General features: G+C 66.0%; 29 protein-coding genes, 6 tRNA genes and 1 riboswitch. Of the genes, 24 read left to right on the top strand and 11 right to left on the bottom strand.

Going from position 1 to position 25624, the window contains the following annotated elements; all coding sequences use genetic code 11:
- Position 1: 1 nt before the first annotated feature.
- Positions 2 to 493, bottom strand: a complete 492-nt coding sequence (locus tag QFZ36_RS00740; protein ID WP_306633106.1) for a hypothetical protein — start codon at positions 491 to 493, stop codon at positions 2 to 4.
- 113 nt (positions 494 to 606) lie between these two features.
- On the opposite strand from QFZ36_RS00740, the gene QFZ36_RS00745 reads away from it, so the two are divergent.
- Positions 607 to 1911: an alpha/beta hydrolase family protein gene (locus QFZ36_RS00745; protein ID WP_306633108.1), complete on the top strand. Its 1305-nt coding sequence runs from the start codon at positions 607 to 609 to the stop codon at positions 1909 to 1911.
- Positions 1912 to 2070: 159 nt separating this feature from the next.
- Positions 2071 to 2250, top strand: a complete 180-nt coding sequence (locus QFZ36_RS00750; protein ID WP_306633109.1) for a hypothetical protein — start codon at positions 2071 to 2073, stop codon at positions 2248 to 2250.
- Between the two features lie 50 nt (positions 2251 to 2300).
- Here QFZ36_RS00750 and ybaK read toward each other — a convergent pair whose 3' ends face one another.
- Genes ybaK through QFZ36_RS00765 form a run of 3 tightly spaced genes read right to left on the bottom strand, consistent with a single transcriptional unit; the run spans position 2301 to position 4246 of the window.
- On the bottom strand, positions 2301 to 2807 hold the full coding sequence (ybaK, locus tag QFZ36_RS00755; protein WP_306633111.1) for a Cys-tRNA(Pro) deacylase: 507 nt from the start codon (positions 2805 to 2807) through the stop codon (positions 2301 to 2303).
- A 17-nt stretch (positions 2808 to 2824) separates the two neighbouring features.
- Entirely contained in the window at positions 2825 to 3283 is a 459-nt protein-coding gene (locus QFZ36_RS00760) for a SufE family protein (RefSeq protein WP_306633113.1), read from the bottom strand.
- A 39-nt stretch (positions 3284 to 3322) separates the two neighbouring features.
- Positions 3323 to 4246: a sulfurtransferase gene (locus QFZ36_RS00765; protein WP_306633115.1), complete on the bottom strand. Its 924-nt coding sequence runs from the start codon at positions 4244 to 4246 to the stop codon at positions 3323 to 3325.
- 214 nt (positions 4247 to 4460) lie between these two features.
- Between QFZ36_RS00765 and zapE the strand changes: the two genes are divergently transcribed.
- Positions 4461 to 5498, top strand: coding sequence for a cell division protein ZapE (zapE, locus tag QFZ36_RS00770; RefSeq protein WP_306633116.1), 1038 nt, complete (start codon positions 4461 to 4463; stop codon positions 5496 to 5498).
- Positions 5499 to 5682: 184 nt separating this feature from the next.
- Here zapE and QFZ36_RS00775 read toward each other — a convergent pair whose 3' ends face one another.
- The 6 genes from QFZ36_RS00775 to QFZ36_RS00800 form a co-directional block, all read right to left on the bottom strand.
- Complete coding sequence (locus QFZ36_RS00775) at positions 5683 to 5925, bottom strand: antitoxin (RefSeq protein ID WP_306633118.1); 243 nt, start codon at positions 5923 to 5925, stop codon at positions 5683 to 5685.
- A gap of 238 nt (positions 5926 to 6163) precedes the next feature.
- Positions 6164 to 6235 (bottom strand) — tRNA-Val (locus QFZ36_RS00780).
- A gap of 42 nt (positions 6236 to 6277) precedes the next feature.
- Positions 6278 to 6350: transfer RNA gene (locus QFZ36_RS00785), tRNA-Gly, on the bottom strand.
- 56 nt (positions 6351 to 6406) lie between these two features.
- Positions 6407 to 6481, bottom strand: a tRNA-Val gene (locus QFZ36_RS00790).
- A 41-nt stretch (positions 6482 to 6522) separates the two neighbouring features.
- Positions 6523 to 6593: transfer RNA gene (locus QFZ36_RS00795), tRNA-Cys, on the bottom strand.
- Positions 6594 to 6640: 47 nt separating this feature from the next.
- Positions 6641 to 6713: transfer RNA gene (locus tag QFZ36_RS00800), tRNA-Gly, on the bottom strand.
- Between the two features lie 354 nt (positions 6714 to 7067).
- Between QFZ36_RS00800 and QFZ36_RS00805 the strand changes: the two genes are divergently transcribed.
- The 14 genes from QFZ36_RS00805 to hisF all read left to right on the top strand — a co-directional run bounded on the left by QFZ36_RS00805 (position 7068) and on the right by hisF (position 18493).
- Positions 7068 to 7139: transfer RNA gene (locus QFZ36_RS00805), tRNA-Val, on the top strand.
- 95 nt (positions 7140 to 7234) lie between these two features.
- A complete protein-coding gene (locus QFZ36_RS00810) occupies positions 7235 to 8095 on the top strand; it encodes a cytochrome (protein ID WP_306633120.1) in 861 nt (286 codons plus the stop codon).
- A gap of 57 nt (positions 8096 to 8152) precedes the next feature.
- Positions 8153 to 8797, top strand: coding sequence for a peptide deformylase (gene def, locus QFZ36_RS00815; RefSeq protein ID WP_306633121.1), 645 nt, complete (start codon positions 8153 to 8155; stop codon positions 8795 to 8797).
- Positions 8794 to 9714: a methionyl-tRNA formyltransferase gene (fmt, locus tag QFZ36_RS00820; RefSeq protein WP_306633122.1), complete on the top strand. Its 921-nt coding sequence runs from the start codon at positions 8794 to 8796 to the stop codon at positions 9712 to 9714. The genes def and fmt overlap by 4 nt, the downstream gene beginning before the upstream one ends.
- Positions 9711 to 11357 (top strand): RsmB/NOP family class I SAM-dependent RNA methyltransferase, encoded by a 1647-nt coding sequence (locus tag QFZ36_RS00825; protein ID WP_306633124.1) that lies wholly within the window; start codon positions 9711 to 9713, stop codon positions 11355 to 11357. The genes fmt and QFZ36_RS00825 overlap by 4 nt, the downstream gene beginning before the upstream one ends.
- A 101-nt stretch (positions 11358 to 11458) precedes the next feature.
- Positions 11459 to 12136 (top strand): ribulose-phosphate 3-epimerase, encoded by a 678-nt coding sequence (rpe, locus tag QFZ36_RS00830; protein WP_306633126.1) that lies wholly within the window; start codon positions 11459 to 11461, stop codon positions 12134 to 12136.
- A gap of 39 nt (positions 12137 to 12175) precedes the next feature.
- Positions 12176 to 12326: riboswitch (FMN riboswitch) on the top strand.
- Positions 12327 to 12550: 224 nt separating this feature from the next.
- A complete protein-coding gene (gene ribD / locus QFZ36_RS00835; RefSeq protein WP_306639041.1) occupies positions 12551 to 13618 on the top strand; it encodes a bifunctional diaminohydroxyphosphoribosylaminopyrimidine deaminase/5-amino-6-(5-phosphoribosylamino)uracil reductase RibD in 1068 nt (355 codons plus the stop codon).
- Positions 13618 to 14259, top strand: coding sequence for a riboflavin synthase (locus QFZ36_RS00840; protein ID WP_306633129.1), 642 nt, complete (start codon positions 13618 to 13620; stop codon positions 14257 to 14259). Before ribD ends, QFZ36_RS00840 begins: the two co-directional genes overlap by 1 nt.
- On the top strand, positions 14256 to 14996 hold the full coding sequence (gene ribB, locus QFZ36_RS00845) for a 3,4-dihydroxy-2-butanone-4-phosphate synthase (RefSeq protein ID WP_306633131.1): 741 nt from the start codon (positions 14256 to 14258) through the stop codon (positions 14994 to 14996). The genes QFZ36_RS00840 and ribB overlap by 4 nt, the downstream gene beginning before the upstream one ends.
- Entirely contained in the window at positions 14993 to 15799 is an 807-nt protein-coding gene (gene ribA / locus QFZ36_RS00850) for a GTP cyclohydrolase II (protein ID WP_306633133.1), read from the top strand. Before ribB ends, ribA begins: the two co-directional genes overlap by 4 nt.
- A gap of 52 nt (positions 15800 to 15851) precedes the next feature.
- Complete coding sequence (gene ribH, locus QFZ36_RS00855) at positions 15852 to 16340, top strand: 6,7-dimethyl-8-ribityllumazine synthase (RefSeq protein ID WP_306633135.1); 489 nt, start codon at positions 15852 to 15854, stop codon at positions 16338 to 16340.
- Between the two features lie 101 nt (positions 16341 to 16441).
- Positions 16442 to 16705: a phosphoribosyl-ATP diphosphatase gene (locus QFZ36_RS00860; protein WP_306633137.1), complete on the top strand. Its 264-nt coding sequence runs from the start codon at positions 16442 to 16444 to the stop codon at positions 16703 to 16705.
- A 92-nt stretch (positions 16706 to 16797) separates the two neighbouring features.
- Positions 16798 to 17658 (top strand): ATP phosphoribosyltransferase, encoded by an 861-nt coding sequence (gene hisG / locus QFZ36_RS00865; protein WP_306633138.1) that lies wholly within the window; start codon positions 16798 to 16800, stop codon positions 17656 to 17658.
- Positions 17659 to 17716: 58 nt separating this feature from the next.
- Complete coding sequence (gene hisF, locus QFZ36_RS00870; RefSeq protein WP_306633139.1) at positions 17717 to 18493, top strand: imidazole glycerol phosphate synthase subunit HisF; 777 nt, start codon at positions 17717 to 17719, stop codon at positions 18491 to 18493.
- 56 nt (positions 18494 to 18549) lie between these two features.
- On the opposite strand, the gene QFZ36_RS00875 is transcribed toward hisF, so the two are convergent.
- Positions 18550 to 19194: a TIGR03085 family metal-binding protein gene (locus tag QFZ36_RS00875; protein ID WP_306639043.1), complete on the bottom strand. Its 645-nt coding sequence runs from the start codon at positions 19192 to 19194 to the stop codon at positions 18550 to 18552.
- Positions 19195 to 19306: 112 nt separating this feature from the next.
- Between QFZ36_RS00875 and hisI the strand changes: the two genes are divergently transcribed.
- The 7 genes from hisI (at position 19307) to trpA (ending at position 25622) form a co-directional block, all read left to right on the top strand.
- Complete coding sequence (gene hisI, locus QFZ36_RS00880) at positions 19307 to 19762, top strand: phosphoribosyl-AMP cyclohydrolase (protein ID WP_306633140.1); 456 nt, start codon at positions 19307 to 19309, stop codon at positions 19760 to 19762.
- Positions 19763 to 19912: 150 nt separating this feature from the next.
- Positions 19913 to 21475 carry an anthranilate synthase component I gene (locus tag QFZ36_RS00885; RefSeq protein ID WP_306633141.1) on the top strand — a complete coding sequence of 521 codons (1563 nt, stop codon included), beginning with the start codon at positions 19913 to 19915 and terminating at the stop codon, positions 21473 to 21475.
- Entirely contained in the window at positions 21475 to 22137 is a 663-nt protein-coding gene (locus tag QFZ36_RS00890; RefSeq protein WP_306633142.1) for a Trp biosynthesis-associated membrane protein, read from the top strand. The genes QFZ36_RS00885 and QFZ36_RS00890 overlap by 1 nt, the downstream gene beginning before the upstream one ends.
- Before the next feature lie 105 nt (positions 22138 to 22242).
- Positions 22243 to 22530: an HGxxPAAW family protein gene (locus QFZ36_RS00895; RefSeq protein ID WP_306633143.1), complete on the top strand. Its 288-nt coding sequence runs from the start codon at positions 22243 to 22245 to the stop codon at positions 22528 to 22530.
- Positions 22530 to 23351, top strand: coding sequence for an indole-3-glycerol phosphate synthase TrpC (gene trpC, locus QFZ36_RS00900; RefSeq protein WP_306633145.1), 822 nt, complete (start codon positions 22530 to 22532; stop codon positions 23349 to 23351). Before QFZ36_RS00895 ends, trpC begins: the two co-directional genes overlap by 1 nt.
- 118 nt (positions 23352 to 23469) lie before the next feature.
- Positions 23470 to 24798: a tryptophan synthase subunit beta gene (gene trpB / locus QFZ36_RS00905; RefSeq protein ID WP_306633146.1), complete on the top strand. Its 1329-nt coding sequence runs from the start codon at positions 23470 to 23472 to the stop codon at positions 24796 to 24798.
- A complete protein-coding gene (gene trpA / locus QFZ36_RS00910) occupies positions 24795 to 25622 on the top strand; it encodes a tryptophan synthase subunit alpha (protein WP_306633147.1) in 828 nt (275 codons plus the stop codon). Before trpB ends, trpA begins: the two co-directional genes overlap by 4 nt.
- Positions 25623 to 25624 lie beyond the last annotated feature (2 nt).

Here is a 25624-nt window from a genome sequence, read left to right on the forward strand (position 1 = left end):
CTCAGGAGTCGCCGATAAATCCCGAACCTGCGTACAGGTGCAGGACGGGCAGGCCCAGTTGGTCCTGGGCTTTGTTGGCCCAGTCGGTGTGGAACGTATCCGCCACTGCGTGCGGGCGGGTGACCACCACGGCCTGCGCAGCACCGGATTCCTTGACCTTGGCTACCAGGGCCTGCACCGCACCGCCGTCGACTATTTCTCCCGTGACGCCTGCACCCAGGCCCGCCAGCGCCGCCAGCGACACCGCAAGGGTCTCCGCCGCCTGGACGCGCTCGGTGGCAGGATCCGGCGCGTGGGATGTCAGTTCACGGAACGCCTTGGCTATGTCCAGCATGGAAAGGTTCTCGAGGAAGTCCACCAGCAGATGCCGTTCGGTGTTCGCCGGAACCAGGACCAGGAGTGGGGTATCTGCTCCGTCCACGAGGCGCTCGATGTTCAGGCGGTCGTCCGCCCCCAGGGGTTCTTCGGTCAGGATGACGATGGGATCACTCATGGCCTTAGCCTAGCCCGTGCATGATGCGGCGGCACCGGTTCAGGGATGCGCCGGTTTTGGCGCCCTCCCGTGGAAATGCGGACTGCCGGCGCCGGGGCGGTAAGAATAGTTCCATGGCACTTTTCCAGCGCAGCAGTCCGGCACCCGTCCTGAGTATCAAGGATTCCGGCGGAGGCCTGTCGCTGCGGACGAAATGGGCCATTGGCGGGGCAATCGGCGGAGGCGCACTGGCGGGACTGCTGGCCACGGGATCGTCAGCCCTGGCTGTGTACTTTGCCCGCCGCGTCATCACCCCCGCGCGCCAGCGGGCGGCAAACCAGGAAGTGCTGGCAGTGGTCAGGGCCGGGCAGCAGCAGCACGTGATCATGGCTGCCAACGAGGACACCACCGTGGACGGGGTGTATGGGTTCTTTTTCGACGGCGGCAAGGGGCACGCCCGCATTGGCCGCATCGTCTCGTACTCTCCGGCTGAGCGGACGGTGTCCCGCGAGGTGGAGGCGGTTTACGCCGGGGATCTCAGCACGGCCCGCTGGGGATGGTGGAGCGGTGCTGTCTACCCGGACCCGGCCGCCGTCGGAATCCCTGCCGAAGATGTGATGATCGAGGTAGACCGCGGGGAGGCCCCCGCCTGGCTGGTCCGTGCGGGCGGGACGGCGCGGACCTGGGCGGTGATGGTGCACGGGCGCGGTGCAAGCCGGCAGGAAGCCCTGCGCGCCGTCGGGCCCGCCCTCGAGCTGGGACTGACAAGCCTGGTGGTGTCCTACCGCAATGACGGTCTGGCGCCATCTGCCGACGACGGGCGCTACGGCCTGGGTTCCACCGAGTGGCGCGATATAGAAGCCGCCATCGAGTACGCCCTCGCAAACGGGGCCGAGGAGATTGTGCTGTTCGGCTGGTCCATGGGCGGCGCCATCTGCCTGCAGACTGCCGATTTGTCCCGCTACAGGCACCTGATCCGGGCCATGGTGCTGGACGCCCCGGTCATTGACTGGGTGACAGTATTGGCCCATCACGCGCAGCTGAACAGGATTCCCTCCCTGGTGGGCCGTTACGGCCAACTGATGCTGGGGCATCCGCTGGGGCGGCGGCTCACGGGACTGTCCGCACCGGTGGACCTCAAGGCGATGGACTGGGTGTCGCGGGCAGTCGAACTCCGGACTCCCACCCTGGTCATCCACAGCGTGGACGACGAGTATGTTCCGTACGGCCCGTCCGTGCAATTGGCTGAACGCAACCGGGAAATGGTCACCTTCGAAGCCTTTCACCATGCACGCCACACGAAAGAGTGGAACGTTGATCCCGAGCGGTGGGAGCGTGTGGTCAAGGCATGGCTGCGGAAACAGCTGGCGCCACGCCTGAACCCAGGTGGAGCCCGGCAGGGCCAGGGTCCTGCCCTTGGCGGGGACCGCGCTCAGTAGTCGCTGGTCGGTATGTCCGGCCGGGCATCATGCGGGGGGAACGGGCCGATTGATAGTCGATGAGTGTCAGCCGATCGGGTGACCCTGGCTGCAGGTGTTTTCTCCCGGCAGGATCTCGTGCCCTTGAAGGCACGTCGCTGACGGGGGAGGCGGGTTGTCGTGGGCGATGAAGAAGAGGCTGCTCCTGCCGTGGCTGATGCCGGCATCCTCGCGTTGGAGCCAGGAAGAATGGTGAACACTGTTTTTCGTGCCTTCGCCGGCTTCATGCGGGTGTTTGAATGGATTTTTGACCACGGTGACCGTGACCTTTCCTACCGTCGCTGCTCCTGCAGCAATTGAGCGGTGCAGTGATTATAGGCCTGCGGCACGAAGATCGGCCTCCCCTTTTTCTAGTTCTTCGTGGCCTGCACCGAGCTGATGGGTGCTGTCACGGCGTCCGTGAGGCGGATCAGGTCGGCAGGAGCCAGTTCGATATCCAGGCCGCGTTTGCCGCCCGACACCAGCAGCGTCTCCAAGGCCAGGGCGCTGTGGTCCAAAACCGTGGGGGAGGGGAGCCGCTGGCCCAGCGGGGAGATGCCGCCGAGCACATAGCCGGTGCGCCGCTGGGCTGCGGCGGGGTCCGCCATCGCCGCCTTCTTGGCTCCCAGGGCGGCTGCGAACGCTTTGAGGTCCAGTGTGCCGCTGACCGGCACGATGCCCACCGCCAGCTTGCCTTCGACCTCCACCATCAGCGTTTTGAACACCTTCGACGGTGCGAATCCCAGGACCTGGGCAGCTTCCGCGCCGTAACTTGCGGTGGCGGGATCGTGATCGTACGGGTGCAGTACAAAGGGAACCCCGGCTGCCGCCAGTACGGCGGTGGCCGGAGTTCCCTGTGATGTGTTCTTGCGTCCCATCGATGCCGGGCTGCCGGTTAGGAGCGCACGGCGCTGGATGCTGAAACCTTGCGCTTGATCCTTCCGAGCATGGCCGTCATTCCCCGCATCCGCAGGGGCGTGATGGCGCGGGTGAGGCCCAGCAGTTCCGGCATGTCATCGGGTACCGAAAGGATTTCTTCGGCGGACAGTCCGTCCAGGCCTTCGTGCAGGACTCCGGCGAAACCGCGGGTGGTGGGAGCCTCGGCCGGGGCCTTGAAGTAGAGCCGCACGGCGCCGGCCGCGCCGCCGCCTTTTTCCGTCTCGATGGTCAGGAACAGCGGGGACTGGCACTCCACCACCTGTTCGAGCAGTTCGGGATGGTCCTTGAGCCGGTCCGGCAGCTCGGGGAGTCCCTGCGAGAACTCGAGCAGCAGTTGCAGCCGTTCGGGCTCGGTCAGGGCCTGGAAGTCGTCCACAATGGCCGCAAGGGCGGAGGGCAGTGCTTGAGTAGTCATCATTCCAAGTTTACGCGCCGAACTTCGGGTGAGGCCGCGTCAGGCTCCGACGGCGACGGGAAAGGACCCGCGCTCGGCGCCTTTGACGATCGGCACGCGGACGGCGTTGCCCCACTCGGTCCAGGAACCGTCGTAGTTGCGGACGGACTCGAAGCCCAGGAGGTACTTAAGCGCGAACCAGGTGTGGCTGGAGCGCTCACCGATGCGGCAGTAGGCCACAACGTCGTCACCCTCAGTCAGGCCGGCCTCGCCCAGGTACAGCGCGTCGAGTTCCTCGCGGCTGCGGAAAGTTCCGTCGGGCGCGGCAGCCCGGGCCCACGGAATGGAGGCGGCGGTGGGAATATGGCCGCCGCGGAGCGCACCTTCCTCGGGGTAGGCCGGCATGTGGGTGCGCTGGCCGGTGTACTCCTCGGGGGAGCGGACATCGATAAGGGGCTTGCCCAGGTGGGCCAGGACGTCGTCCTTGAATGCCCGGATGGGAGCATCCTCGCGCTCAACCACCGGGTACTCGCCCCTGGCCGGTGCCGGCTTTTCCGTGGTCAGTTCCCTGCCCTCGGCAATCCACTTGTCACGGCCGCCGTCGAGCAGCCGCACGTCCTGGTGCCCGAAGAGGGTGAAGACCCACAGCGCGTAAGCAGCCCACCAGTTGGACTTGTCACCGTAGATCACTACGGTGCTGTCGCGGGAAATACCCTTCGACGCCGCCAGTTCCGCGAACGCGGCCCCGTCCACGTAGTCGCGGGTCACTTCGTCGTTCAGGTCGGTGTGCCAGTCGATCTTGACGGCGCCGGGGATGTGCCCCGTTTCGTAGAGGAGCACGTCTTCGTCGGACTCCACCACTACCAGCTGGCCGCTGGCGACGGCACCGTTTTCCACGGCGGCTGCAAGCCATTCAGTGGAGACGAGGCGCTCCGGGTGGGCGTAAGCTGCAAACTTTTCGTTCTGTTCAACGGGGTAGGACATAGCTTTGCCTTTCATCGAGAACACGGGTGATCCGCGGGACCGGATGGGGACCTGCTCCCACACTAGCCACCGCCACCGGTGATGTGCGGTTTCCGTTAACAGGAGGAAATGTTGCCTTCATCACGCCTGCGGCCAGTGTGGCCGGGGTCATCGGGAGCGGCAGTGCATTGCCGGTATCCTTTCTGGGGACCAACAACCAGCAGAACGGACCACCTTGGTACAGATTGAACAGCTTGCCGCCCGCACTCCGGCAGTATCGGTGGACGAACTCCTCAAAGGCTTCTTTCCCTCGTCCCGGTTCGGCCAGGTCTCCTTTGCAAGCTACCGCCCCGATCCCAAGCAGCCCAGCCAGGCGCACGCTGTCCGTGCCCTGCAGGGATTTGCCGAGGGCGTGGGGTCCGGTGACGGCGGGGGCCTGTTCAAGAAGCTGTTCGGAAAAAAGGAGACTTCCCGGGCCGGCATCTATCTGGACGGCGGCTTCGGCGTGGGCAAGACCCACCTCCTCGCCTCGCTCTGGCACGCAGCGCCAGGGCCGAAGGCCTTTGGCACCTTCGTGGAGTACACCAACCTGGTGGGAGCCCTCTCCTTCCGCAAAACGGTGGATGCGCTGAGCGGGTACAAACTTGTCTGCATTGACGAATTTGAGCTCGACGATCCGGGCGACACCGTGCTGATGTCGCGGCTGATGCGCGAACTCGCGGACGCAGGAGTGAAGCTGGCCGCCACGTCCAACACGCTGCCGGGCTCACTTGGTGACGGCAGGTTCGCTGCGGTGGACTTCCAGCGTGAAATCCAGGTCCTCGCGGACCAGTTCGACGTGGTCCGGATCGACGGTGAGGACTTCCGGCACCGCGGACTCCCGGCGGCCCCCGCGCCCCTCAAGAACAGCGAACTGTCCGCGCACATGAAAGCGGAGTTTGACGGCAAGACTGTTGCCCAGGACGAGTTCAGCACCCTGATCTCCCACCTGGCCGGCGTGCACCCCAGCCGCTACCGGCAGCTGATCGACGGCATCGACGGGGTGGTGTGGCGTAATGTTGGCACCATCACCGAGCAGGCCGTGGCACTGCGGTTCGTGGTGCTTGCTGACCGGCTCTACGACAAGGATGTGCCGATCCTCGCCAGCGGTGTTCCGTTCGATCAGCTGTTCACCGAAGAAATGATGACCGGCGGCTACATGAAGAAGTACTTCCGTGCAGTCTCGCGCCTTACTGCCCTGGCCCGCGAAGGCCAGAACCACGAACCTTCGTAGCCCGCACAGCCAGTAGGCCGCCCCAGCCGGCCACCCGCCGTCGGACGTTCAACAACAGCGGCAGGGCGATTCCCGTAGCGGCGCCCTTAAACGCCAAAGGTGCGGGTGCCGCCTCCCGGCGGGACCCGCACCCCCTTGACGTACTAGGGCAAAGCCCTGGCCAAATCCTTTTTACGGAGCCTTGTCAAACCGGCGGAACCGGGTTGACCGGCGGAACCTGCTCAGCGGCAGGTGCCGCGCCCGGGGTTCCGTTCTTGTCAATGAGCTTGGAAGCGCCATCCTGGATCTTGTTGACGTGGCCGGAGTACTTGCCTCCGGTCTTGGTGTCGACGAGATCGCCGGCCTTGGTGATGCCGTTCTTGATGGCCTGCTCGTTGCCATGGATGAGACCTTGAGCTTTGCCCTTTAGATCGTCAATCAGTCCCACGAGCACCTCCCTTCAATCGCGGAGCCAGGTCGCTCCTCCGCATTCGATCCTAGCCCTGCAGGGGGAGGCCTAACAAGGAAATCGGGGGCTTGAGGCGTTCGCCCGCAGCGGATGGAGCGTCTGTCTCCACTGGTTGCCCTATCAGGTTTAGTCGTCAAAACACCGTGTTGGGGACCATAACTGACAGGGCGACGGTGGCAGGGCAAGAAAAAAGCAGCTCCGCAGGAGCTGCTTGATGTGGGCGATACTGGGATCGAACCAGTGACCTCTTCCGTGTCAGGGAAGCGCGCTACCGCTGCGCCAATCGCCCGGAACCGGAAGACCGGCTTATGGGATTGTAAGAAACAAAGAGAGCGGACGACGAGATTCGAACTCGCGACATCCACCTTGGCAAGGTGGTGCTCTACCAGCTGAGCTACGTCCGCATATGAAGTACGTTCCGGCCGGGCCGGTCGAACTGCATGAAGCAAGTTTCCTTGCTTGGTGGGCGATACTGGGATCGAACCAGTGACCTCTTCCGTGTCAGGGAAGCGCGCTACCGCTGCGCCAATCGCCCATGTCCATCCGGATATTCTCCGGAAACCATGGTTTTCACCGAGGTGGGTACGGGATTCGAACCCGTGTATACGGCTTTGCAGGCCGCTGCCTCGCCTCTCGGCCAACCCACCGTGTAAGCCTCGATTCCAAAGAACCTTAGCCGTGACAGTGTCCTGCGAGCGGACGACGAGATTCGAACTCGCGACATCCACCTTGGCAAGGTGGTGCTCTACCAGCTGAGCTACGTCCGCATTTTGGAGGTCCGATTCGCTGCCGTTCCCGGCATTTCCTCGCGTTCCAACGAGTAAAAACAATATAGGAGGTTCGGGGATTCTCCAAATCGGCCCCGGGCGCGGCAGACATAATGGGGCTGCTTCCCAGTAATAGCGCGGATTTTCCGAAGTTACAGGCATGTAATTTGCGACGGCGGCAGGAGGCTTTGTGGGTGCCCCGGCTATCAGGGAGGAGCAGCGCAAGCGGACCATCCCTGCGGTTCGCCGCTCCAACATGGACCGCCGCGTGCCCCTGGTTGGCTGGCGTTTGTGCCGCGACTCCGGGCCGATTTCCGAAATGGCCCGAAGGTCCGCTAACATTCAAATGCATCAGGGCGATTGGCGCAGTGGTAGCGCGCTTCGTTCACACCGAAGAGGTCACTGGTTCGAACCCAGTATCGCCCACCGCATATTGGTCCGTTTCCGCTCACCTGCAGCGGAAACGGACCTTTTTTGTGCGCGCGGACATTCTGTCAGCCCCTTGTGAAAGAGTTTTTCTTATGACAGCTCCACTTCTTGCCCACGCCACGGACTATGGGCGGATGTACGCCCGGTCCACCTCCGAGCATTTCTCCGTGCCGTCCATCACCACTGTGATCGGCCAGCAGCCGCACGGGCTTGATGGCTGGTTTGGATACATGGGCGCCAGCAGCCTGGCCAAAGATCCGTTGCTGGCCGACTGCCTGGGAAGCCCGGCCAAAATCAAGCAGGCCGTCAACCGTGCGGCCAAGGCGGCTGAAACTTACCGTGATGATGCCGCCAAGCGCGGGGACCGCGTCCATTTCTACTGCGAGCAGGTTGCGCTGCGGGCCCTGGGCCGTCCCCACGGCATGAAGGAAGCGCGCGAAGCCCTGGCAGTCAACGGGGAAGAAGCCTTCGCGGTCCGGTTTGACGAATGGTGGGAGCTGTTCAAGGTTGAGCCCATCGCCCCCGAGATCACCGTCTGGAACAACTCGGTGGGCTACGCCGGAACCCTGGACCTGGTGGCGCGGATCAACGGCCGGATCTGCCTGATCGACTACAAAACCAAGGGCACCACCAGGGACGGCCAGGTCAAGCCGCTCGACGACAAGGTGGTTATGCAGCTCGTGGCCGGCATGAAGGCGGAGGAGAGCCTGGTTGACCCGGAAGAAGGGACCTGGGAGCCCTGGAAGTACGGCGAAAACCCCGTCCTGCTGGCGGTGGCCATTGGCGAGACCGAGGTCCGTCCCGTCCGCGCCAACCCCGACGTCCTCAAGCACCACTGGTGGAAGTTCTGCGCCCTGCGGCGAGTTTGGGAACTGTCTGCGGACACCACCTCAGCGGGTACGGCGCTCCTGCCCATTGCCCCTCCGCCGCTCGCACAGGTACAGCCCGCCTAGGAATGCCGGGCGCGGACAGCCCGGGAGTTGTCTGCGCCTAAACTGGATGGGTCCCCTTTGCCGCCTACCGTAAGGAAAAACAGCGTATGGGCTATTCTGAATATCCGCATCATCGGTGACCCTGTGCTCCGCACAGTTGCCGATCCTGTGACGGATTTCGGGCCTGAGCTGGCCAGGCTGGTGGCGGACATGACCGAAACCATGGAGGACGTGGACGGGGCCGGCCTTGCCGCACCCCAGATCGGCGTCAGCAAGCGCGTTTTCACCTACCGCATCGACGGGGTGGAAGGGCACATCATCAACCCGGTGCTGGAAAACAGCGAGGACTTCCAGCCGGACCACGTGGAAGGCTGCCTGTCCATCCCGGGCCTGGGCTTCCCGGTGAAGCGATACCGTGCCACGCGGGTCACCGGCGTGGACATGCACGGCAACCCCGTCACCCTCGAAGGCGAGGGGATGCTGGCACGCTGCTTCCAGCACGAGAACGACCACCTGGACGGGATTCTCTACACGGACCGGCTTGAGGGGGAGGACCGCAAGGCGGCCCTGCGTTCCATCCGCAAGGCCAACTACGACTCCATCACGGAACAGACGACGGCGAAGCGCGCCAGGACCGTCGGCTCCAGTTTCGGGGGTTCCAGCTTCGGCGGTGCAGCTTCCGGGTCAAGTTTCGGTGGCGGAGCCGCCGGTACCAACGGGTGAGGGTCCTCTTCGCGGGAACCCCCGCCGTCGCCGTCCCGTCCCTCAACGCGCTCGTTGAAGCAGGATTCGACGTTGTCGCGGTCCTTACCAGGCCGGACGCGCCAATCGGACGGAAGCGCGTGCTCACTCCGTCGCCGGTGGCCGCCCGGGCCGCCGAGCTCGGGATCGAGATTATTCACGCTGCCCGGATCAACGAAGACACCATGGCCAGGATTTCCGCTGCCGGCCCGGATGTCGCGGCGATCGTGGCTTACGGCGGGCTGGTTCCTCCGGCTGCACTCAGCATCCCGCGGCACGGGTGGATCAACCTGCACTTCTCCCTCCTTCCGGCCTGGCGCGGCGCCGCACCTGTCCAGCGTGCCGTGATGGCCGGCGACGACGTCACCGGCGCTGTGACCTTCCAGCTGGAGGAAGGCCTGGACACCGGGCCCGTGTTCGGAACCTTGACAGAAACGGTGGGCCCCGAAGACACCGCCGGGGAACTGCTGGAACGGCTGTCCCGCAGCGGCGCCGTGCTGCTATCCCAGACCCTGTCCGCCATCGAGGCCGGCAAGGCCGCCGCTGTGCCGCAGACCGGTGAAGTCTCGCTGGCACCCAAGCTGACCCTCGAGGACGGCCGCCTGGACTGGAAACACCCGGCCCTGGCCATCGGACGGCAGGCGCGGGGAGTCACTCCGGAACCGGGAGCCTGGACAGTGCTGGAGGGCCAGCGCATCAAGCTGGAACCCGTCCGGCTGCGGCCGGATGTTCCACAGTTGGTGCCCGGTGCCGTGTCCGTCCAAGGCAAGAGCGTTCTGGTGGGAACCGGTTCGCACGCCGTGGAGCTGACCCGGGTCCAGCCCGCCGGCAAAAAAATGATGGCCGCTGCCGATTGGGCACGTGGCATGGCTTCCCTTGAAAGCGTGGTGTTCGAATGAGCGGTTCCGGCGACAACCAAGGCGGTCGGGGAAGAGCCGGCGGCGGAGGCTCGGGCGGCGGCCAGCGCGGAGGAAGCGGCGGCCGCGGCAACGGCGGACCGCGCGATTCCAGCAACCGAAATGCCAAGGGGCGGGAACGGAACCGTGCGTCCCAGCGCAGCTTTACTGACAGCGCACCTTCCCAGCGGACGCGCCGGGCCGACCCCGCCCGGCTGGTGGCGTTCGAAGTCCTGCGGGCCGTGGCGGCCGAGGACGCGTACGCCAACCTGGTACTGCCGGCGCGGATCCGGCACCACGGACTGGATAAACGCGACGCCGGGTTCGCAACAGAACTCAGCTACGGGGCGCTGCGCAGCCAAGGAACATACGACGCTATCCTGGCCCGGTGCGTGGACCGTCCCCTGGACCAGCTGGATCCGGCCATCCTGGACGCCCTCCGGCTCGGAGTCCATCAGCTGCTGGCCATGCGCGTTCCAGCGCACGCAGCACTGGACCAGACCGTCGGACTGGCCCGCGCGGTCATCGGCGCGGGACCCTCAGCCCTCATCAATGCCGTCCTGCGCAAGGTCGCTGCGCATCCCATTGAAGAGTGGCTCGAGCTGCTGACCGGCGGAGAGACAGACGAGACCAAGACGGCGTCCCTCCGCTACGCGCATCCTGAGTGGATCGTCCGCGCCATGCGCCAGTCGCTGGTGGCCCATGGGCGTCCAGCCACGGAAATCAACGACCTCCTGGAGGCCGACAACGCTGCCCCGGTGGTCAACCTGGTGGCCCTGCCCGGCATCGGAAGCCTCGATGAGGCCCTTGAGAACGGAGCCACTCCCGGTGAACTGGTGGAAGGTTCCGCTCTCTCCAGTGGCGGGGATCTGGGCCGGCTTGCCTCCGTGAGGGAGGGCAGCACCAGGGTGCAGGACGTCGGCTCGCAGCTGGTGGCACGCGCCATGGCCGCCGTTGACATCGGCGGCCATGGCGGGGACAACGCGGCCGGCACTGTCGGAGCTGAAGGGGCTGACACTGCTGAGGCGGCTGGCAGGACAAACGACGGCGAGGCCTGGCTGGACCTGTGCGCTGGACCGGGCGGCAAGGCCGCCTTGCTCGGTGCCCTGGCGAGCCAAAGGGGTGCCACGCTGCTGGCCAATGAACCTGCCCCACACCGGGCCAAGCTGGTCAGCCAGGCGCTCTCGGCCGTACCCCGCGAAACATGGCAGGTCCGGACCGGCGACGGCCGCGACGTGGGCACCGAGAAGCCCGAAACTTTCGACCGGGTACTCGTCGACGTTCCCTGCAGCGGGCTGGGAGCGCTTCGGCGCCGGCCCGAGTCGCGCTGGCGCCGCACGCCAAAGGACCTGGCCGATCTGGGCCCGCTTCAGCGCGAGCTGCTCGCGTCGGCACTCGCTGCTGTCCGCCCGGGTGGAGTGGTCGCCTACGTGACCTGTTCGCCCCACCCTGCCGAAACCACCGCCGTGGTCACCGATGCACTCCGCAAACGCGATGACCTCGAACTGCTGGAGGCCGGGCAGGTCCTGGACAGCGTGAGTTTGACCGGGAACCTTGGCGCCGGGCACGAGTCCACGGCCCAGCTGTGGCCCCACGTCCACGGTACCGACGCCATGTTCCTTGCCCTGATCCGCAAGAAGCCCTGATCCGCCAACGTCACTGATTCTCTTAGAGCCCTGATCCGTAAAAGTTCCTGTGCCGTCAAAAGCACTGACTCCAGCAGTCCTGCCCCGTGAAAGGTGTCCCTGTGACGCAATGCTGCATCAACCCGAGCATCCTCTCTGCCGACTTCGTCAACCTTGAGGCGGAGCTCAAGCGCATCAGCAATGCCGATGCCGTGCATGTGGACGTGATGGATAACCACTTTGTGCCCAACCTCACCATCGGGCTGCCGGTAGTGCAGCGGATCCAGGCAGTCAGCCCAGTGCCCCTCGATGCGCATCTGATGATTGCCGACGCCGACCGCTGGGCGCCCGGCTTCGCCGATGCCGGCCTGGCCTCCGTCACGTTCCACGCTGAAGCCGCCATCGCCCCCATCAAGCTGGCACGCGAACTGCGGGCAAGGGGTTCGAAGGCAGGCATGGCACTCCGCCCGGGAACACCGGTGGAGCCGTATCTGGACATGCTGTCAGAGCTGGACATGCTGCTGATCATGACGGTGGAACCGGGCTTCGGCGGCCAGTCGTTCCTGGACGTGACCCTGCCCAAGATCCGGCGCGCCAGGAAAGCCATCGACGGTTCGGGCATCAGTGTGGCCATCCAGGTGGACGGCGGCATTACCGAGGACACCATTACCCGCGCGGCAGAGGCGGGTGCAAACGTCTTCGTCGCCGGCTCCGCCGTGTATGGTGCCGAGGACCCCGCTGCCGCCATTGACCGGTTACGCCAGGCGGGAAGCGAAACGTTACGTTCCGCGGCGGAATAGCGGGGAGCCCTCGCTCGTTATGGCACAATAGCAACACACATACGTGCTCCGGGGTCGGTGTAAGTCCGAACCGGCGGTGACAGTCCGCGACCCGCGAGCCGGTGCTTTCCTTCGGGAGGACACCGGCAGACGGTTGAACCGGTGAAATTCCGGTACCGACAGTTAAAGTCTGGATGAGAGAAGCACGTACAGCTGTATCTGCGGCGTCCTGCGACGCCGCGGCCTTCTGCTGTCGTATACCCCCGGAGCCATCGCGGTTCGAGAGGGAAGGAACGACACAAGCATTATGAACCGTTTGCGATGGCTCTTTGAGGCCACTATTCCTGCTGCCGGCGTGCCTGCCGGCCCACCCATCGAGGCTGCCGCGTGACGGCCGGAGTGGTCACAGCGTTTACCGCTGCCGAGACCACCGCCATGGCGACCGCCCTGAAGGCGGCCCTCAACGGCCCCCGCGGTGCGAACCCTTTGGTGGGTGCCGTCGTCGTCAATCCTGAGGGCCGCGAACTCGTCACGGGCTTCCATCGCGGCGCCGGTACCGCCCACGCCGAGGTGGATGCCATTGCGCAGGCAGTTGCTGCCGGGATCGATCTTTCCGGCTGCACCATGCTGGTCACCCTTGAACCCTGCAACCACATCGGCCGCACCGGACCCTGCGCCCAGGCGATCATTGACGCCGGCATCACGGACGTGATCTATGCGGTGGACGATCCGCATGATCCCGCGGCGGGAGGCGCAACCACCCTTCGCCAAGCCGGCGTGAGTGTCCGCAGCGGACTCGGTGCCGGCGAAGCGCTGGACCTGAACCGCCAGTGGTTTGAGGCGGTGGCCGCAAAGCGCCCGTTCGTCACCCTCCACATCGCCCAGACGCTGGACAGTCGCATCGCTGGGGAGGACGGCACCAGCCAGTGGATTTCGAGCCCGGAATCCCTCGCGGACAACCATGCCATCCGGGGGCGCATTGACGCCATCCTCGTCGGCACCCAGACCGTGCTGGTGGACAACCCGCGCCTCACCGCGAGGGATGCTGAAGGCACCCAGGTTGCCAAGCAACCCGTGCGGGCCGTTATGGGGCTGCGCAGCATTCCAGCCGACGCCGCCATCCACGGAAGCGACGGCCTGGTGGTGCATCTGCCCACCCGCGACCCCCGGGAGGCCCTGTCCAGCTTGTACGGGAGCGGAATCCGCCACCTGATGGTGGAGGGTGGATCACGTATCCTCAGCGCATTCCTCGCCGCCGGGCTGGTTGACGAACTTATTGTTTATCTGGCGCCCACACTGCTCGGCTCCGGAACTCCCGCCCTCACGGGCCTGGGGATCACCACCCTTGCTGATGCACAGCACTGGGAGTGGGACCCGTCCGACGGCGGCGCCGTCCGGACCCTTGGCCGTGACCTCAGACTCCACCTCCGACCGCAACGCACTGTTGCCCTAGACCCACAACCGTCCCGCGCCACCGCGGAAGAAGCCCAGGGAGGCTACTGATGTTTACCGGAATTATTGCCGAGCAGGGGCAGGTCCTGTCCGTGGAAAAGGACGGCGACGCCAGCGCCACGCTGCGGCTGCAAGCACCGGCCACCACCGAGGGGCTCGCCCTGGGCGGCTCCATCGCCGTCAACGGCGTTTGCCTGACTGCCACCGAAATCGACGGCAAGGAATTCAGCATGGACGTGATGGGGGAGACCCTGGTGCGCAGCACCATCGGCGAGCTCGCAGCGGGCGACTCGGTCAACCTCGAACGCTGCGTTCCCGCAGGTGGACGGCTGGACGGGCACGTAGTGCAGGGCCACGTGGACGGTGTTGGCGCGCTGCTGGAGCGCGAGCCCCTGGGCAACTGGGAACGGCTCCGTTTCGGCGTACCCGCGAACCTGGCCCGCTACATTGCCGAAAAGGGTTCCATTGCCATCGACGGCGTATCACTCACCGTGACGGCCGTCAGCCCCGCCGCAGAGCAGGAGCCGTGGTTTGAGGTGGGGCTGATCCCCACGACCTTGGCCGAAACCGGCCTCGGTACCAAAGTCACCGGCAGCCGCGTGAACCTTGAAGTTGACGTCCTGGCCAAATACACCGAACGCCTGCTGGCGTTCAACACGGCAGCGCCCGCCGCTGAAGGAGAAACACGATGAACGCCGCCGTCCGAGTCGAACCCAAGGTGGCCGCCCCTGCCGGCCCCCATCCCCAGGAAGGCGCTCCCGTGCGGCTGAACACCATCGAGGAAGCGGTGCAGGCCATGGCCGCCGGCAAGCCCGTGCTGGCGGTAGACAACGAGGACCGGGAAAACGAGGGCGACATCATTTTCGCCGCCCAGTTCGCCACCCCGGCGTTGATGGGATGGACCATCCGCTACAGTTCCGGCGTCATTTGCGTTCCGCTCTCCGGCGAACGGGCCGATGCCCTGGCGCTGCCCCCGATGGTGGAAGTCAACCAGGACGCGAAGGGCACCGCGTACACCGTTTCCTGCGACGCTGCCACGGGCGTCAGTACCGGAATTTCCGCCACGGACCGGGCCCTGACGGCCAGCGTACTAGCGGATCCGAAGTCCGTCCCGTCGTCCATAACGCGCCCCGGGCATATTTTCCCGCTGCGCGCGGTTGACGGTGGTGTGCGGGAACGTCCCGGCCACACTGAAGCCGCCGTAGACTTGTGCCGCCTGGCCGGCCTGGAAGCTGTGGCTGTCATCGCCGAAGTTGTTTACGACGACGGCGAAATGATGCGGCTGGACGGGCTCCGTGCCTTCGCTGCTGAACACGGATGCCCACTGATCTCCATTCAGGACCTGGTGGCCTACCTCGAAGCAGCGGGCACATCGGCTGACGGTAATACCCGGGCAGGACGCGCGGGCGAAGAAGAGGAGATACGATGACGGCTTCCGGAGCTTCGGGGAACGGCCACCACCTGTCCGATTCAGGCAATGGCCACCACCTGTCCGAATCGGGCAATGGCCACCACCTGTCCGAATCGGGCAACGGCCACCACCGGCCCGAATCGGGGAACGGCCGCGTACCCCATCCCGTCAGCGGCGGACCCATCGTGCAGCTGCCCACGGCTTTCGGTGACTTCGTCGCCCAGGCGTGGATTGACCTGGTCACCGGCCATGAGCACCTCGCGGTCAGCTCCCCGAACCCGCCCAAGGACGGAAAGGCACCCCTGGTCCGGCTCCACTCCGAGTGCCTCACCGGGGATGTCTTCGGTTCATACCGCTGCGACTGTGGCGAGCAGCTGGCCTATGCGCTGGAAATGATCCACGAGCACGGCGGCACCTTGCTGTACCTGCGCGGGCAGGAGGGCAGGGGCATCGGCCTCGCGAACAAGATCAAGGCCTACGCGCTGCAGGAAGCGGGCTTCGACACGGTCGAGGCCAACGAACAGCTCGGCCTCCCTGTCGACGCCCGGTGCTACAAGGCAGCCGCCCAGGTGCTGGCTGAAATGGGTCTGCACGAGGTGCGGCTCCTGAGCAACAACCCGGACAAGCAGAACAGGCTGGCGAAGGCCGGCGTCAAGGTGGTGGAAATGGTCCCCACCGAGGTGCCCTCACGCGACCAGAACATCCGGTACCTGCAGACCAAAAAAGACCGCATGGAGCACCGCCTGGTGCTTGACTCCCACTTGGGCGGTGCAGTCCCTGTCACCACGCCGGGCCCTGCCTTTGACCACGAACAAGACTGACGAACCAACAAGACCGACGAACGAACAAAGCTGAACGGAACAGTACTGACCTATGAGCGGACACGGCGCCCCCGAGATTGACCTCACCACCCTCAACCCGGCCGAAACGTCCCAGCTGAAGCTGGCGATCATCGCAGCCAGCTGGCACACCCAGATCATGGACGGCCTCCTGGACGGTGCCCTGCGCGCCGCCAAGGACGCCGGCATCGCCGAGCCCACCGTCCTGCGGGTGCCGGGCAGCTTTGAGCTGCCGGTGGCAGCCGCGCGCCTCGCACCGCACTTCGACGCCGTGGTGGCCCTCGGCGTCGTAATCCGAGGCGGCACGCCGCACTTTGAGTACGTCTGCCAGGCCGCGACGTCGGGACTCACCGACGTCAGCGTCCGCACCGGCGTTCCGGTGGGCTTTGGCGTCCTGACCTGCGACACCGAGCAGCAGGGCCTGGACCGTGCCGGACTCCCCGGCTCGAAGGAAGACAAGGGCCACGAGGCCGTGACCGCAGCGCTGGCCACCGCCGTGCTGCTGAAGCAGTACACCAGCTAGCAGGTTGAAGGTGGCGGGCGCGTGTGTGTTCAGTCACATCGCGCCCGTCATGCAACCGCCCGACAGGCGCCCTGTGGGCCGCAGCAAGTAGGCTGGAGGGCGTGAAGAATTTCGAGACGCTGTTCGCTGAGCTTAGCGAGAAGGCAGCCACCCGCCCGGAAGGCTCCCGCACCGTCGCTGAATTGGAGTCCGGTGTCCACGGCATCGGCAAAAAAGTCGTTGAAGAAGCAGCCGAAGTGTGGATGGCTGCCGAATATGAATCCGATGATGCGGCGGCCGAGGAAATCTCCCAGCTGCTGTACCACCTGCAGGTTCTGATGCTCGCCAAAGGCCTGACCCTGGAAGACGTCTACAAGCATCTGTAGCCACCGGTCCGGCGCGCCTCGTGCCGCCGGTGCCTGCCGTGGCCTGCATTGCTTGAACAACTAGACATTTCCACATCCAGAAAGATTTCCCCATGCTGCGAGTAGCCGTCCCCAACAAGGGTTCCCTGTCCGAAGCCGCCTCCGCGATGCTGTCCGAAGCCGGATACCGCCAGCGCCGCGATACGCGCGAGCTGGTGATGGTGGACCCCGACAACGACATCGAGTTCTTCTTCCTCCGCCCCCGCGACATCGCCGTCTACGTGGGCCAGGGAACGCTCGACGTCGGCATCACCGGACGCGACCTGCTGCTGGATGCCGAGGTGGAGGCGGAGGAGTTGCTTCCCTTGGGATTCGCGGCCTCCACGTTCCGTTTCGCCGGTCCGGTAGGGGATTTCGCCAAGGTTGAGGAGCTGGAGGGGAAGCGCCTGGCCACCAGCTATGACGGCCTGCTCCGCGGCTACCTTGCCGAGCGCGGCATCAACGCCAAGGTGGTCCGCCTGGACGGCGCCGTGGAGTCCTCGGTCCGGCTGGGCGTTGCCGATGCCATCGCCGACGTCGTGGAAACCGGAAACACCCTCAAGGCCGCCGGGATGGAAATCTTCGGCGATCCGATCCTCAAGTCCGAGGCCGTCCTGATCCGGCGCAGCGGCAATGGCGGTGCTGCGAACGGCACGGCCAAGGAGATCGAGGTGCTGATCCGCCGCCTGCAGGGTGTGCTGGTGGCGCGCCAGTACGTCCTGATGGATTACGACATCCGCAAGGAACTCGTGGAACAGGCTGCCTCGCTGACGCCGGGCCTGGAATCACCCACGGTCTCGCCGCTGCGTGACTCGGACTGGGTGGCCGTCCGCTCCATGGTGCCCAAGCGGGAAACCAACCGGATCATGGATGAGCTCTACGACCTCGGGGCCCGCGCCATCCTGGTCAGCAGCATCCACGCCTGCCGCATCTGATTCCGCCCAGCGGATCCAGCGCGGCCGAAATCCACCACAGAATTCCCAGGAGTTTCCCATGGCAGTAGCCGTACGCGTCATTCCCTGCCTTGACGTGGACGCCGGGCGCGTCGTCAAAGGTGTCAACTTCGAGGGCCTCCGCGACGCCGGGGACCCCGTGGAGCTTGCCCACCGATACGACAACGCCGGGGCCGACGAACTGACGTTCCTCGACGTCACCGCATCTTCGGGCAATCGCGAAACCACCTTCGACGTGGTCCGCCGGACTGCCGAGGAAGTGTTCATCCCGCTTACGGTCGGCGGCGGCGTGCGCGGCGTGGCCGAGGTGGATAAGCTCCTCCGGTTCGGCGCGGACAAGGCCTCCATTAACACCGCGGCAGTGGCCCGGCCCGACGTCATCGACGAGATCACGCGGCACTTCGGTTCCCAGGTCCTCGTCCTGTCCGTGGACGCCCGCCGCACCCGCCCGGGGTCCCAGCCCACGCCGTCGGGATTCGAAGTGACCACTCACGGCGGGCGCACTGGCACGGGGATCGACGCGGTCGCCTGGGCCAAGGAAGCCGCGGACCGCGGAGTGGGGGAGATCCTGCTCAATTCCATCGACGCCGACGGTACCAAGGACGGCTTCGACCTCGAACTCATCAAGCTGGTCAGGGCCGCCGTCAAGGTGCCCATCATCGCGTCCGGCGGTGCCGGGGAGCCCGCGCACTTCCCGCCCGCCGTCGCGGCCGGTGCAGACGCCGTGCTGGCGGCATCCATCTTCCACTGGGGCCCCGACGACATGATGTCCCAGGTCAAAAAGGCAATCCGCGAAGCAGGCTTCGAAGTCCGCTGATTACAGCTGGGTTTCGACAGGCTCAACCACCGCCGGCTGTTGAGCCTGTGGAAGCGCTAAAGCCCGACTTCAGCTGACTGCAGGAGTGCGACGGCGTCCGGCTGGCCTTCGAACGTGACCAGGGCGTGGCGGGTCCGGCCGTGGGCGTGCATGAGCAGCTCGCCGGGCTCGCCGACGATGGCCACCGAAACAGGGGCGCGCTTGGCCACGTGCCGCGGGCCGGAGGGCCGCACCAGCACGATCCCGAGGTCCACGCCCCGGTACAGGATGGCGGCGCGCTTCACCAGCTCATCCCACAATGCTTCCGAATAGGCCTCATCCAGCGCCCTGGGCGCCCAGCGGTCCACTGCGCGGCGGACGTCCTCGGTGTGCACAAAGTATTCGATCAGGTTGGAGCTTTCGTCCAGGGCCTTGATCTTCATGGGGGAGAGCGCCGGCGGCCCGGCACGGAACGTGTTCACGAGTCCTGTGTACGACTCGGGCGTGGTCAGCGTTGCTGCCATCCTGGCCGTGGCCTGGTCCGATGCCTTGGCCAGGCGTTTGATGATCAGCCCGAGTCCAACGGCGGCTTTACGCTCACGAAGGTAAAGGTGTGCGGCAAGGTCCCTGGTGCGCCAGCCCTTGCAGAGTGTGGGCGCGTCAGGACCGGCCGCAAGGAGGGTTTCGGCCAGGACTTCTCGGGACGGATCGACGAAATGCATCACTTGTGAAACTAGCACGACACCTGCGCAGTTGGGCAGCGCAGCTACCGGGGCTGGCGTGCCGTTGTTCACACACGAATCCGGGCATGGCAAAGGCACTAGACTTGACCTGATGTCTGAGCAGCCTGCCCCCGTCCCCACCCCTGCTTCCGCCCTGCCCGCAACACCCTTGCCCGGCCCGGCGGGAACTCCCGCGGCTGCATCCGCGGGCAGTCCGTTGCCGTCCGACCTGGCCGCCGCGCTGAAGCGTGACAGTGCCGGGCTGGTGGCCGCCGTCGTGCAGCAGTTCGACACCAACGAGGTGCTGATGCTGGGCTGGATGGATGATGAAGCGCTGCACCGCACCATGACCACCGGGCGGGTCACTTTCTATTCCCGCTCCCGCCAGGAGTACTGGCGTAAGGGAGACACCTCCGGGCACGTGCAGTGGGTCAAATCCGTGGCCATGGACTGCGACGGCGACGCACTGCTGGTGCGCGTGGACCAGGTGGGCGCCGCATGCCACACCGGCACCCGCACCTGCTTCGACGGCCGGGACCTCGCTGTCACCACAGGCCACGCACTCTGAATTTCCCTTACCGCAGGCATTCTGCGGTAAGCAGGGGGAGGGGTGGCCGCCCCTTCAGGCACACACCAAGGAGCCGGAGCAGGCTTTACCAGCACCGGCACCACCAGAACCAGAACCGGCACCGACGAGAACAGGCGGAACAGCATAGCCATGCAGGACCTTGGAACCATCAGCCCAAGCCTCGAGGAGTTCCGGGAACTGGCCGGCCACAGCCGAGTCATCCCCGTCCGGCTCAAAGTACTCGCCGACGCTGAAACGCCCATCGGTCTCTACCGGAAGCTCGCGCAGGGGCAGCCCGGGACGTTCCTCATGGAGTCGGCTGCCGTGGGCGGGGCATGGTCCCGCTACTCCTTCATCGGCGCCCGCTCCCGGGCAACCTTGACCACCAAGGACGGAAACGCGCACTGGCTGGGGGAGCCACCGGTTGGGGTCCCCGTGGGCGGAAGCCCGGTGGACGCCATCCGGGACACCATCGAAGCCCTGCGTACCGACAGGTTCGAGGGCCTGCCGCCATTCACCTCCGGCCTGGTGGGATTCCTCGGCTGGGAAACGGTGCGGCACTGGGAACGCCTGGTGAGCCCGCCCGAGGACGACCTCCAGCTGCCGGAGATGGCGCTGAACCTCGTCACGGACATGGCTGTCCACGACAACGTGGACGGCACGGTGCTGCTGATCGCCAACGCCATCAATTTCGACGACAGTTCCGAACGGGTGGACGAGGCCTGGCACGACGCCGTCGCCCGGGTCAAGGCGCTCCTCGCCACCGTCAGCACCCCCGTAGCCCAGCCCGTTTCGGTGCTCGCGCCCGCCGCGCTGGATTTCGCGTCCAGCGTCCAGGAACGGTGGGACGAAGCCGAGTACCTGGCAGCCCTGGACCGCGGCAAGGAAGCCATCGTTGACGGCGAAGTGTTCCAGGTGGTCATTTCCCGCCGCTTCGAGATGGAATGCAAGGCCTCCGCCCTGGACGTCTACCGGGTCCTGCGCAACACCAACCCCAGCCCGTACATGTACATTTTTAGCCTCGAGGACGCCGAGGGCCGGGAGTATTCCATCGTGGGATCCTCGCCGGAGGCTCTGGTCACCGTGACCAGTGAAGAGGTCATCACCCACCCCATCGCCGGATCCCGCCCGCGCGGCAAAACGGTGGAGGCGGACAAGGCCCTGGCCGAGGAGCTGCTCGCGGATCAGAAGGAACGCGCCGAACACCTGATGCTGGTGGACCTGTCCCGCAACGACCTCTCCAAGGTATGCGTCGCCGGGACGGTGGATGTCACCCAGTTCATGGAAGTGGAGCGCTTCAGTCATATCATGCACCTGGTATCCACCGTGGTGGGTCAGCTCTCCCCGCAGGCCAAAGCCTACGACGTGCTGAAGGCCACCTTCCCGGCAGGCACCCTGTCCGGCGCCCCCAAGCCGCGCGCCCTGCGACTGCTCGACGAGCTCGAACCGCACCGCCGCGGCATCTACGGCGGTGTGGTGGGGTACCTCGACTTCGCGGGCGACATGGACATGGCCATCGCCATCCGCTCCGCGCTGCTGCGCGAAGGCCGGGCATATGTCCAGGCCGGCGGCGGCATCGTGGCTGATTCAGTTAACCCCACCGAAGCCCTCGAAACCGTCAACAAGGCCGCCGCCCCCCTCCGCGCCGTGCACACCGCAGGCTCGCTGCAGAACATCTCTGCGGAATCACTGCCCGGCGGGACCGACTCCTGATGTCCGGTCCCGTTGTCCCCGGGAGTGCGGGAGCGGAAGCAGGGCAGGCCGGGACGTCAAAAAAGCGTCCTGCCACGCCGGCCTGGGCCCGCAAATCCACCCTGGTGCTGCTGGTCGCCGTCCTGGCGCTGGCTGTATTCGGCACCACCACCCAGACATGGATGACTGTCACCCTGGACCCGAACCAGGTGGGCCAGGCCGGTGCCGCCCAATCGGCGCTGGAGGTCCAGGGCAGCAAAGCCGCCACCGCGGTAACGGCGCTGGCGCTCGTGGCCCTCGCCGGCGGGCTGGCAGCCGCCATCGCCGGCAGGATCGCCCGGTGGATTATCACCGGCATCATCGTCCTGGCCTCGGCCGGCATTGTTGCCGCAGCGGCAACGGTCCTGGCCGATCCACTGGCGGCAGCCCAGGGGGCCATTGCTGCCGCGACCGGCGTCACCGGCAGCCAGGCGCAGGTGGCGGTCACGGCTTTTCCTGTCCTCGCGGTCGTCGCCGGTTGCCTGCTCGCCCTCGCCGCCTTGCTCATCATCCCGGCGGGCCGGTACTGGAAGACCCGGACCAAATATGACGCGCCGGCCGCCGGCAGCAACGCCGCCACGTCAGGTCCGGTTGACGAGATCGACAGCTGGGACAGGCTCTCCCGCGGCGACGATCCCACCTAAACAGTCCATGGCGCTGCGCCCGCCGGCCGGCCAGGCCGTTCGATACGCGGCGGGCAGCCAAAAAATGGCAGAATGTAAGCAGTATCCACCCTGAGGAGATTTTCCATGAGCAAAGCACCTGCGTCCGTTTCCAAGTCAGGCACCCGCACGGTTGCCCCCGGCGCCATTGACCACAGCCAGGAACTCGGCCACGGCAACAGCCCCGCCGCCTGGACCTGCGTCATCGTGATGCTGGTGGGCGCCCTCATCGCGTCAATCGCCTTCGTTATCGCCAGCACCCCCATCTTCATCGCCGGAGCCGCCGTGATGGTCGTCGGCCTCATCCTCGGCTACGTTATGCGCAAGGCAGGCTACGGCGTCGAAGGCAGCAAGCTGAAGAACTCCGGCCACTGATGGCAACTGTTCTCGATGACATCAACGCCGGTGTCAGGGAGGATATGGCCGCCCGGAAACGCCTCGTTTCGCTGGCCGAACTGAAGGACCTGGCCCAGGGCGCGGCACCCGCCCGCGACGCCTGGGCCGCCCTTGGCGGTACCTCCCCGTCGCGTGGGCAGCTGAAAGTCATCGCGGAAATCAAGCGCCGCAGCCCTTCCAAAGGTGACCTCGCCGCAATTGGCGATCCCGCGTCCCTGGCGCAGCAGTATGCCGACGGCGGAGCCGCCGTCATCAGCGTCCTCACCGAACAGCGCCGCTTCAACGGGTCCCTCGCGGACCTGGACGCCGTGCGTGCCGCGGTGGACGTGCCGTTGCTGCGCAAGGACTTCACGCTCGACGAGTACCAGATCTGGGAAGCCCGGGCACATGGCGCGGACCTGATCCTGCTGATCGTGGCGGCGCTCTCCGATGCACAGTTGAACGAGTTCTCGGCGCTGAGCCGGGAACTGGGCATGAACGTGCTCGTTGAAACGCACACGGAAGAGGAAATCGAGCGGGCGGTCGCCGCCCAGGCGCGCATCATCGGCGTCAACGTGCGCAACCTGAAGACGCTCGACGTCGACCGTTCCGTTTTCGCGTCCCTGGCGGGCCTGATTCCGGTTGAGGCCCTCGTGGTGGCCGAGTCCGGTGTCCGTGGCGTGGAGGACGTGACGCACTACGCCGCCAGCGGCGCCAACGCAATCTTGGTAGGGGAGGCCCTGGTGAGCCACTCCACGCCGCGGGAGCGGATTGCTGAGTTCACGGCGGCAGGCGCCGCCGCCATCGCCGCCCGGGGATGATGCAACGCCCGTGGACACGGGACCGTGGCCAGGGGCTGCAGCCGCATGACGGTTTTTTGTTCCGGCCCCGCCGGAACGCAACACTTACTGAACGATCTACTGGAACAGGACGGGACTGATGGCTGACGCACCCTCGGTTAACGCTGACAACAACGCCGCGGAAGCATTCCTGCAGGGCGGCTCCCTGAAGCACGCCCCGGGGCCGTACTTCGGCAGCTACGGGGGGCGCTGGATGCCCGAGTCCCTCATTGCAGCCCTGGACGAGCTTGAAGAGACGTTCGACAAGGCCAAGGATGACCCTGACTTCCGCGCCCAGGTCGCGGACCTGAACAAGAACTACTCCGGCCGGCCCTCGCTGCTGACCGAAGCCAAGCGCTTCTCCGAGCATGCCGGGGGAGTCCGGATCTTCCTCAAGCGCGAGGACCTGAACCACACCGGTTCCCACAAGATCAACAACGTCCTGGGCCAGGCGCTGCTCGCCAAGCGCATGGGCAAGACCCGCGTCATCGCCGAGACCGGCGCCGGCCAGCACGGCGTGGCCAGCGCCACCGCCGCCGCCCTGATGGGCTTGGAGTGCGTGGTGTACATGGGGGCCGAGGACTGCCGCCGCCAGGCGTTGAACGTTGCCCGGATGGAGCTCCTGGGCGCCACGGTCATCCCCGTCACCAGCGGCTCGCAGACGCTCAAGGACGCCATCAATGACGCCCTGCGGGACTGGGTGGCCAACGTTGACAACACCCACTACCTCCTCGGTACCGCCGCCGGCGCCCACCCGTTCCCGGCGATGGTCCGCTACTTCCATGAGGTGATCGGCGAGGAAGCCCGCGCCCAGATCCTGGACCAGGAAGGCCGGCTGCCGGACGCCGTCTGCGCCTGCATCGGCGGCGGCTCGAACGCCATCGGCATCTTCCACGGCTTCCTGGACGACCCGTCCGTGAAGATCTACGGCTTCGAAGCAGGCGGCGACGGCGTGGAAACGGGCCGGCACGCTGCCACCATCACACTTGGCAAGCCCGGCGTCCTCCACGGCGCCCGCTCCTACCTCATGCAGGACGACGACGGCCAGACGATCGAGTCCCACTCGATCTCTGCCGGCCTCGACTACCCCGGCGTGGGACCTGAGCACTCGTACCTCTCCGACATCGGGCGGGTCAGCTACGAGCCCATCACGGACAGCGAGGCCATGGAAGCCTTCCGGCTCCTGTGCCGCACCGAAGGCATCATCCCGGCGATCGAATCCGCGCACGCGCTGGCCGGGGCCATCAAGGTGGGGCAGCGGCTCGCTGCCGAAGCCGCAGCAACCGGCGGTAGCGCTGACGACAAGATCGTCATCGTGAACCTGTCGGGCCGCGGGGACAAGGACGTGGCCACCGCAGCCGAATGGTTCGATCTGCTGGACAAGAATTCCGCCGAGTCTGAAATCGGCAAAGAGGGGGAGCAGCTGTGAGTACGGCACAGACCACCAGCAAGTCGGCCGCGGCCATTGACAAGGCCCGCGCCGAAGGCCGCGCCGCCCTCATCGGCTACCTTCCCGCCGGGTACCCCAGCGTGGAGGAAACCATCGCCGCGGGCATCGCCCTTGCCGAGAATGGCGCCGACCTCATCGAAATCGGTATCCCGTACTCGGACCCGGTGATGGACGGCCAGGTCATCCAGGCCGCCACCACCGAGGCGCTGGCCAAGGGCTTCCACGTGCGCCAGGTCTTTGATGTGGTGGCAGGCATCACCAGCAAAACCGACGCCGCAGTCCTGGTAATGACCTACTGGAATCCGGTTATCCGCATGGGTGTGGATGAGTTCTCACGGCGCCTGTCCGAAGCAGGGGGAGCCGGGCTCATTACCCCTGACCTCATCCCGGACGAGGCCGCCGAGTGGATGGAAGCCTCAGACAAGTATGGCCTGGACCGGGTGTTCCTCGTGGCGCCGTCCTCCACCACTGAGCGCATGCAGCGCACAGTGGATGCCAGCCGCGGCTTTGTCTACGCCGTGTCCATCATGGGTGTCACCGGCGCCCGCACCTCCGTCAGCACTGCTGCCAAGGACGTCGTAGCCGCGGCTCATGCTGCCGGTGCGGAGCGTGTGTGCGTAGGACTCGGCGTCTCCACTGCCGAACAGGTCCGCGAGATCGCCGCCTACGCGGAAGGCGTGATCGTGGGGACCGCGCTGGTGGCCGCAATCCGCGACGGCGGCGTGGACGCCGTCGCCGCCCTCACCAAGGACCTCAGCACTGGCCTGACGCGGGAAACCGGCCTGACCAGGGAAGAAGCCTAATC

Origin of the sequence: Pseudarthrobacter siccitolerans, assembly GCF_030823375.1 — a bacterium.
GTDB classification, from domain to species: domain Bacteria; phylum Actinomycetota; class Actinomycetes; order Actinomycetales; family Micrococcaceae; genus Arthrobacter; species Arthrobacter siccitolerans_A.

Excerpts from the sequence above, each read along its gene's own strand:
- ribD (WP_306639041.1), top strand. The coding sequence starts at position 12,551 with ATGGCGACCGCCCTGAAGGCGGCCCTCAACGGCCCCCGCGGTGCGAAC.
- ribA (WP_306633133.1), top strand. The coding sequence starts at position 14,993 with ATGACGGCTTCCGGAGCTTCGGGGAACGGCCACCACCTGTCCGATTCA.
- QFZ36_RS00810 (WP_306633120.1), top strand. The coding sequence starts at position 7,235 with ATGACAGCTCCACTTCTTGCCCACGCCACGGACTATGGGCGGATGTAC.
- QFZ36_RS00895 (WP_306633143.1), top strand. The coding sequence starts at position 22,243 with ATGAGCAAAGCACCTGCGTCCGTTTCCAAGTCAGGCACCCGCACGGTT.
- ybaK (WP_306633111.1), bottom strand. The coding sequence starts at position 2,807 with ATGGGACGCAAGAACACATCACAGGGAACTCCGGCCACCGCCGTACTG.
- QFZ36_RS00885 (WP_306633141.1), top strand. The coding sequence starts at position 19,913 with ATGCAGGACCTTGGAACCATCAGCCCAAGCCTCGAGGAGTTCCGGGAA.
- QFZ36_RS00825 (WP_306633124.1), top strand. The coding sequence starts at position 9,711 with ATGAGCGGTTCCGGCGACAACCAAGGCGGTCGGGGAAGAGCCGGCGGC.
- QFZ36_RS00745 (WP_306633108.1), top strand. The coding sequence starts at position 607 with ATGGCACTTTTCCAGCGCAGCAGTCCGGCACCCGTCCTGAGTATCAAG.
- ribB (WP_306633131.1), top strand. The coding sequence starts at position 14,256 with ATGAACGCCGCCGTCCGAGTCGAACCCAAGGTGGCCGCCCCTGCCGGC.
- QFZ36_RS00840 (WP_306633129.1), top strand. The coding sequence starts at position 13,618 with ATGTTTACCGGAATTATTGCCGAGCAGGGGCAGGTCCTGTCCGTGGAA.
- hisI (WP_306633140.1), top strand. The coding sequence starts at position 19,307 with ATGTCTGAGCAGCCTGCCCCCGTCCCCACCCCTGCTTCCGCCCTGCCC.
- QFZ36_RS00765 (WP_306633115.1), bottom strand. The coding sequence starts at position 4,246 with ATGTCCTACCCCGTTGAACAGAACGAAAAGTTTGCAGCTTACGCCCAC.
- trpB (WP_306633146.1), top strand. The coding sequence starts at position 23,470 with ATGGCTGACGCACCCTCGGTTAACGCTGACAACAACGCCGCGGAAGCA.
- QFZ36_RS00760 (WP_306633113.1), bottom strand. The coding sequence starts at position 3,283 with ATGACTACTCAAGCACTGCCCTCCGCCCTTGCGGCCATTGTGGACGAC.
- hisG (WP_306633138.1), top strand. The coding sequence starts at position 16,798 with ATGCTGCGAGTAGCCGTCCCCAACAAGGGTTCCCTGTCCGAAGCCGCC.
- QFZ36_RS00740 (WP_306633106.1), bottom strand. The coding sequence starts at position 493 with ATGAGTGATCCCATCGTCATCCTGACCGAAGAACCCCTGGGGGCGGAC.
- QFZ36_RS00875 (WP_306639043.1), bottom strand. The coding sequence starts at position 19,194 with ATGCATTTCGTCGATCCGTCCCGAGAAGTCCTGGCCGAAACCCTCCTT.
- hisF (WP_306633139.1), top strand. The coding sequence starts at position 17,717 with ATGGCAGTAGCCGTACGCGTCATTCCCTGCCTTGACGTGGACGCCGGG.
- QFZ36_RS00890 (WP_306633142.1), top strand. The coding sequence starts at position 21,475 with ATGTCCGGTCCCGTTGTCCCCGGGAGTGCGGGAGCGGAAGCAGGGCAG.
- trpC (WP_306633145.1), top strand. The coding sequence starts at position 22,530 with ATGGCAACTGTTCTCGATGACATCAACGCCGGTGTCAGGGAGGATATG.
- ribH (WP_306633135.1), top strand. The coding sequence starts at position 15,852 with ATGAGCGGACACGGCGCCCCCGAGATTGACCTCACCACCCTCAACCCG.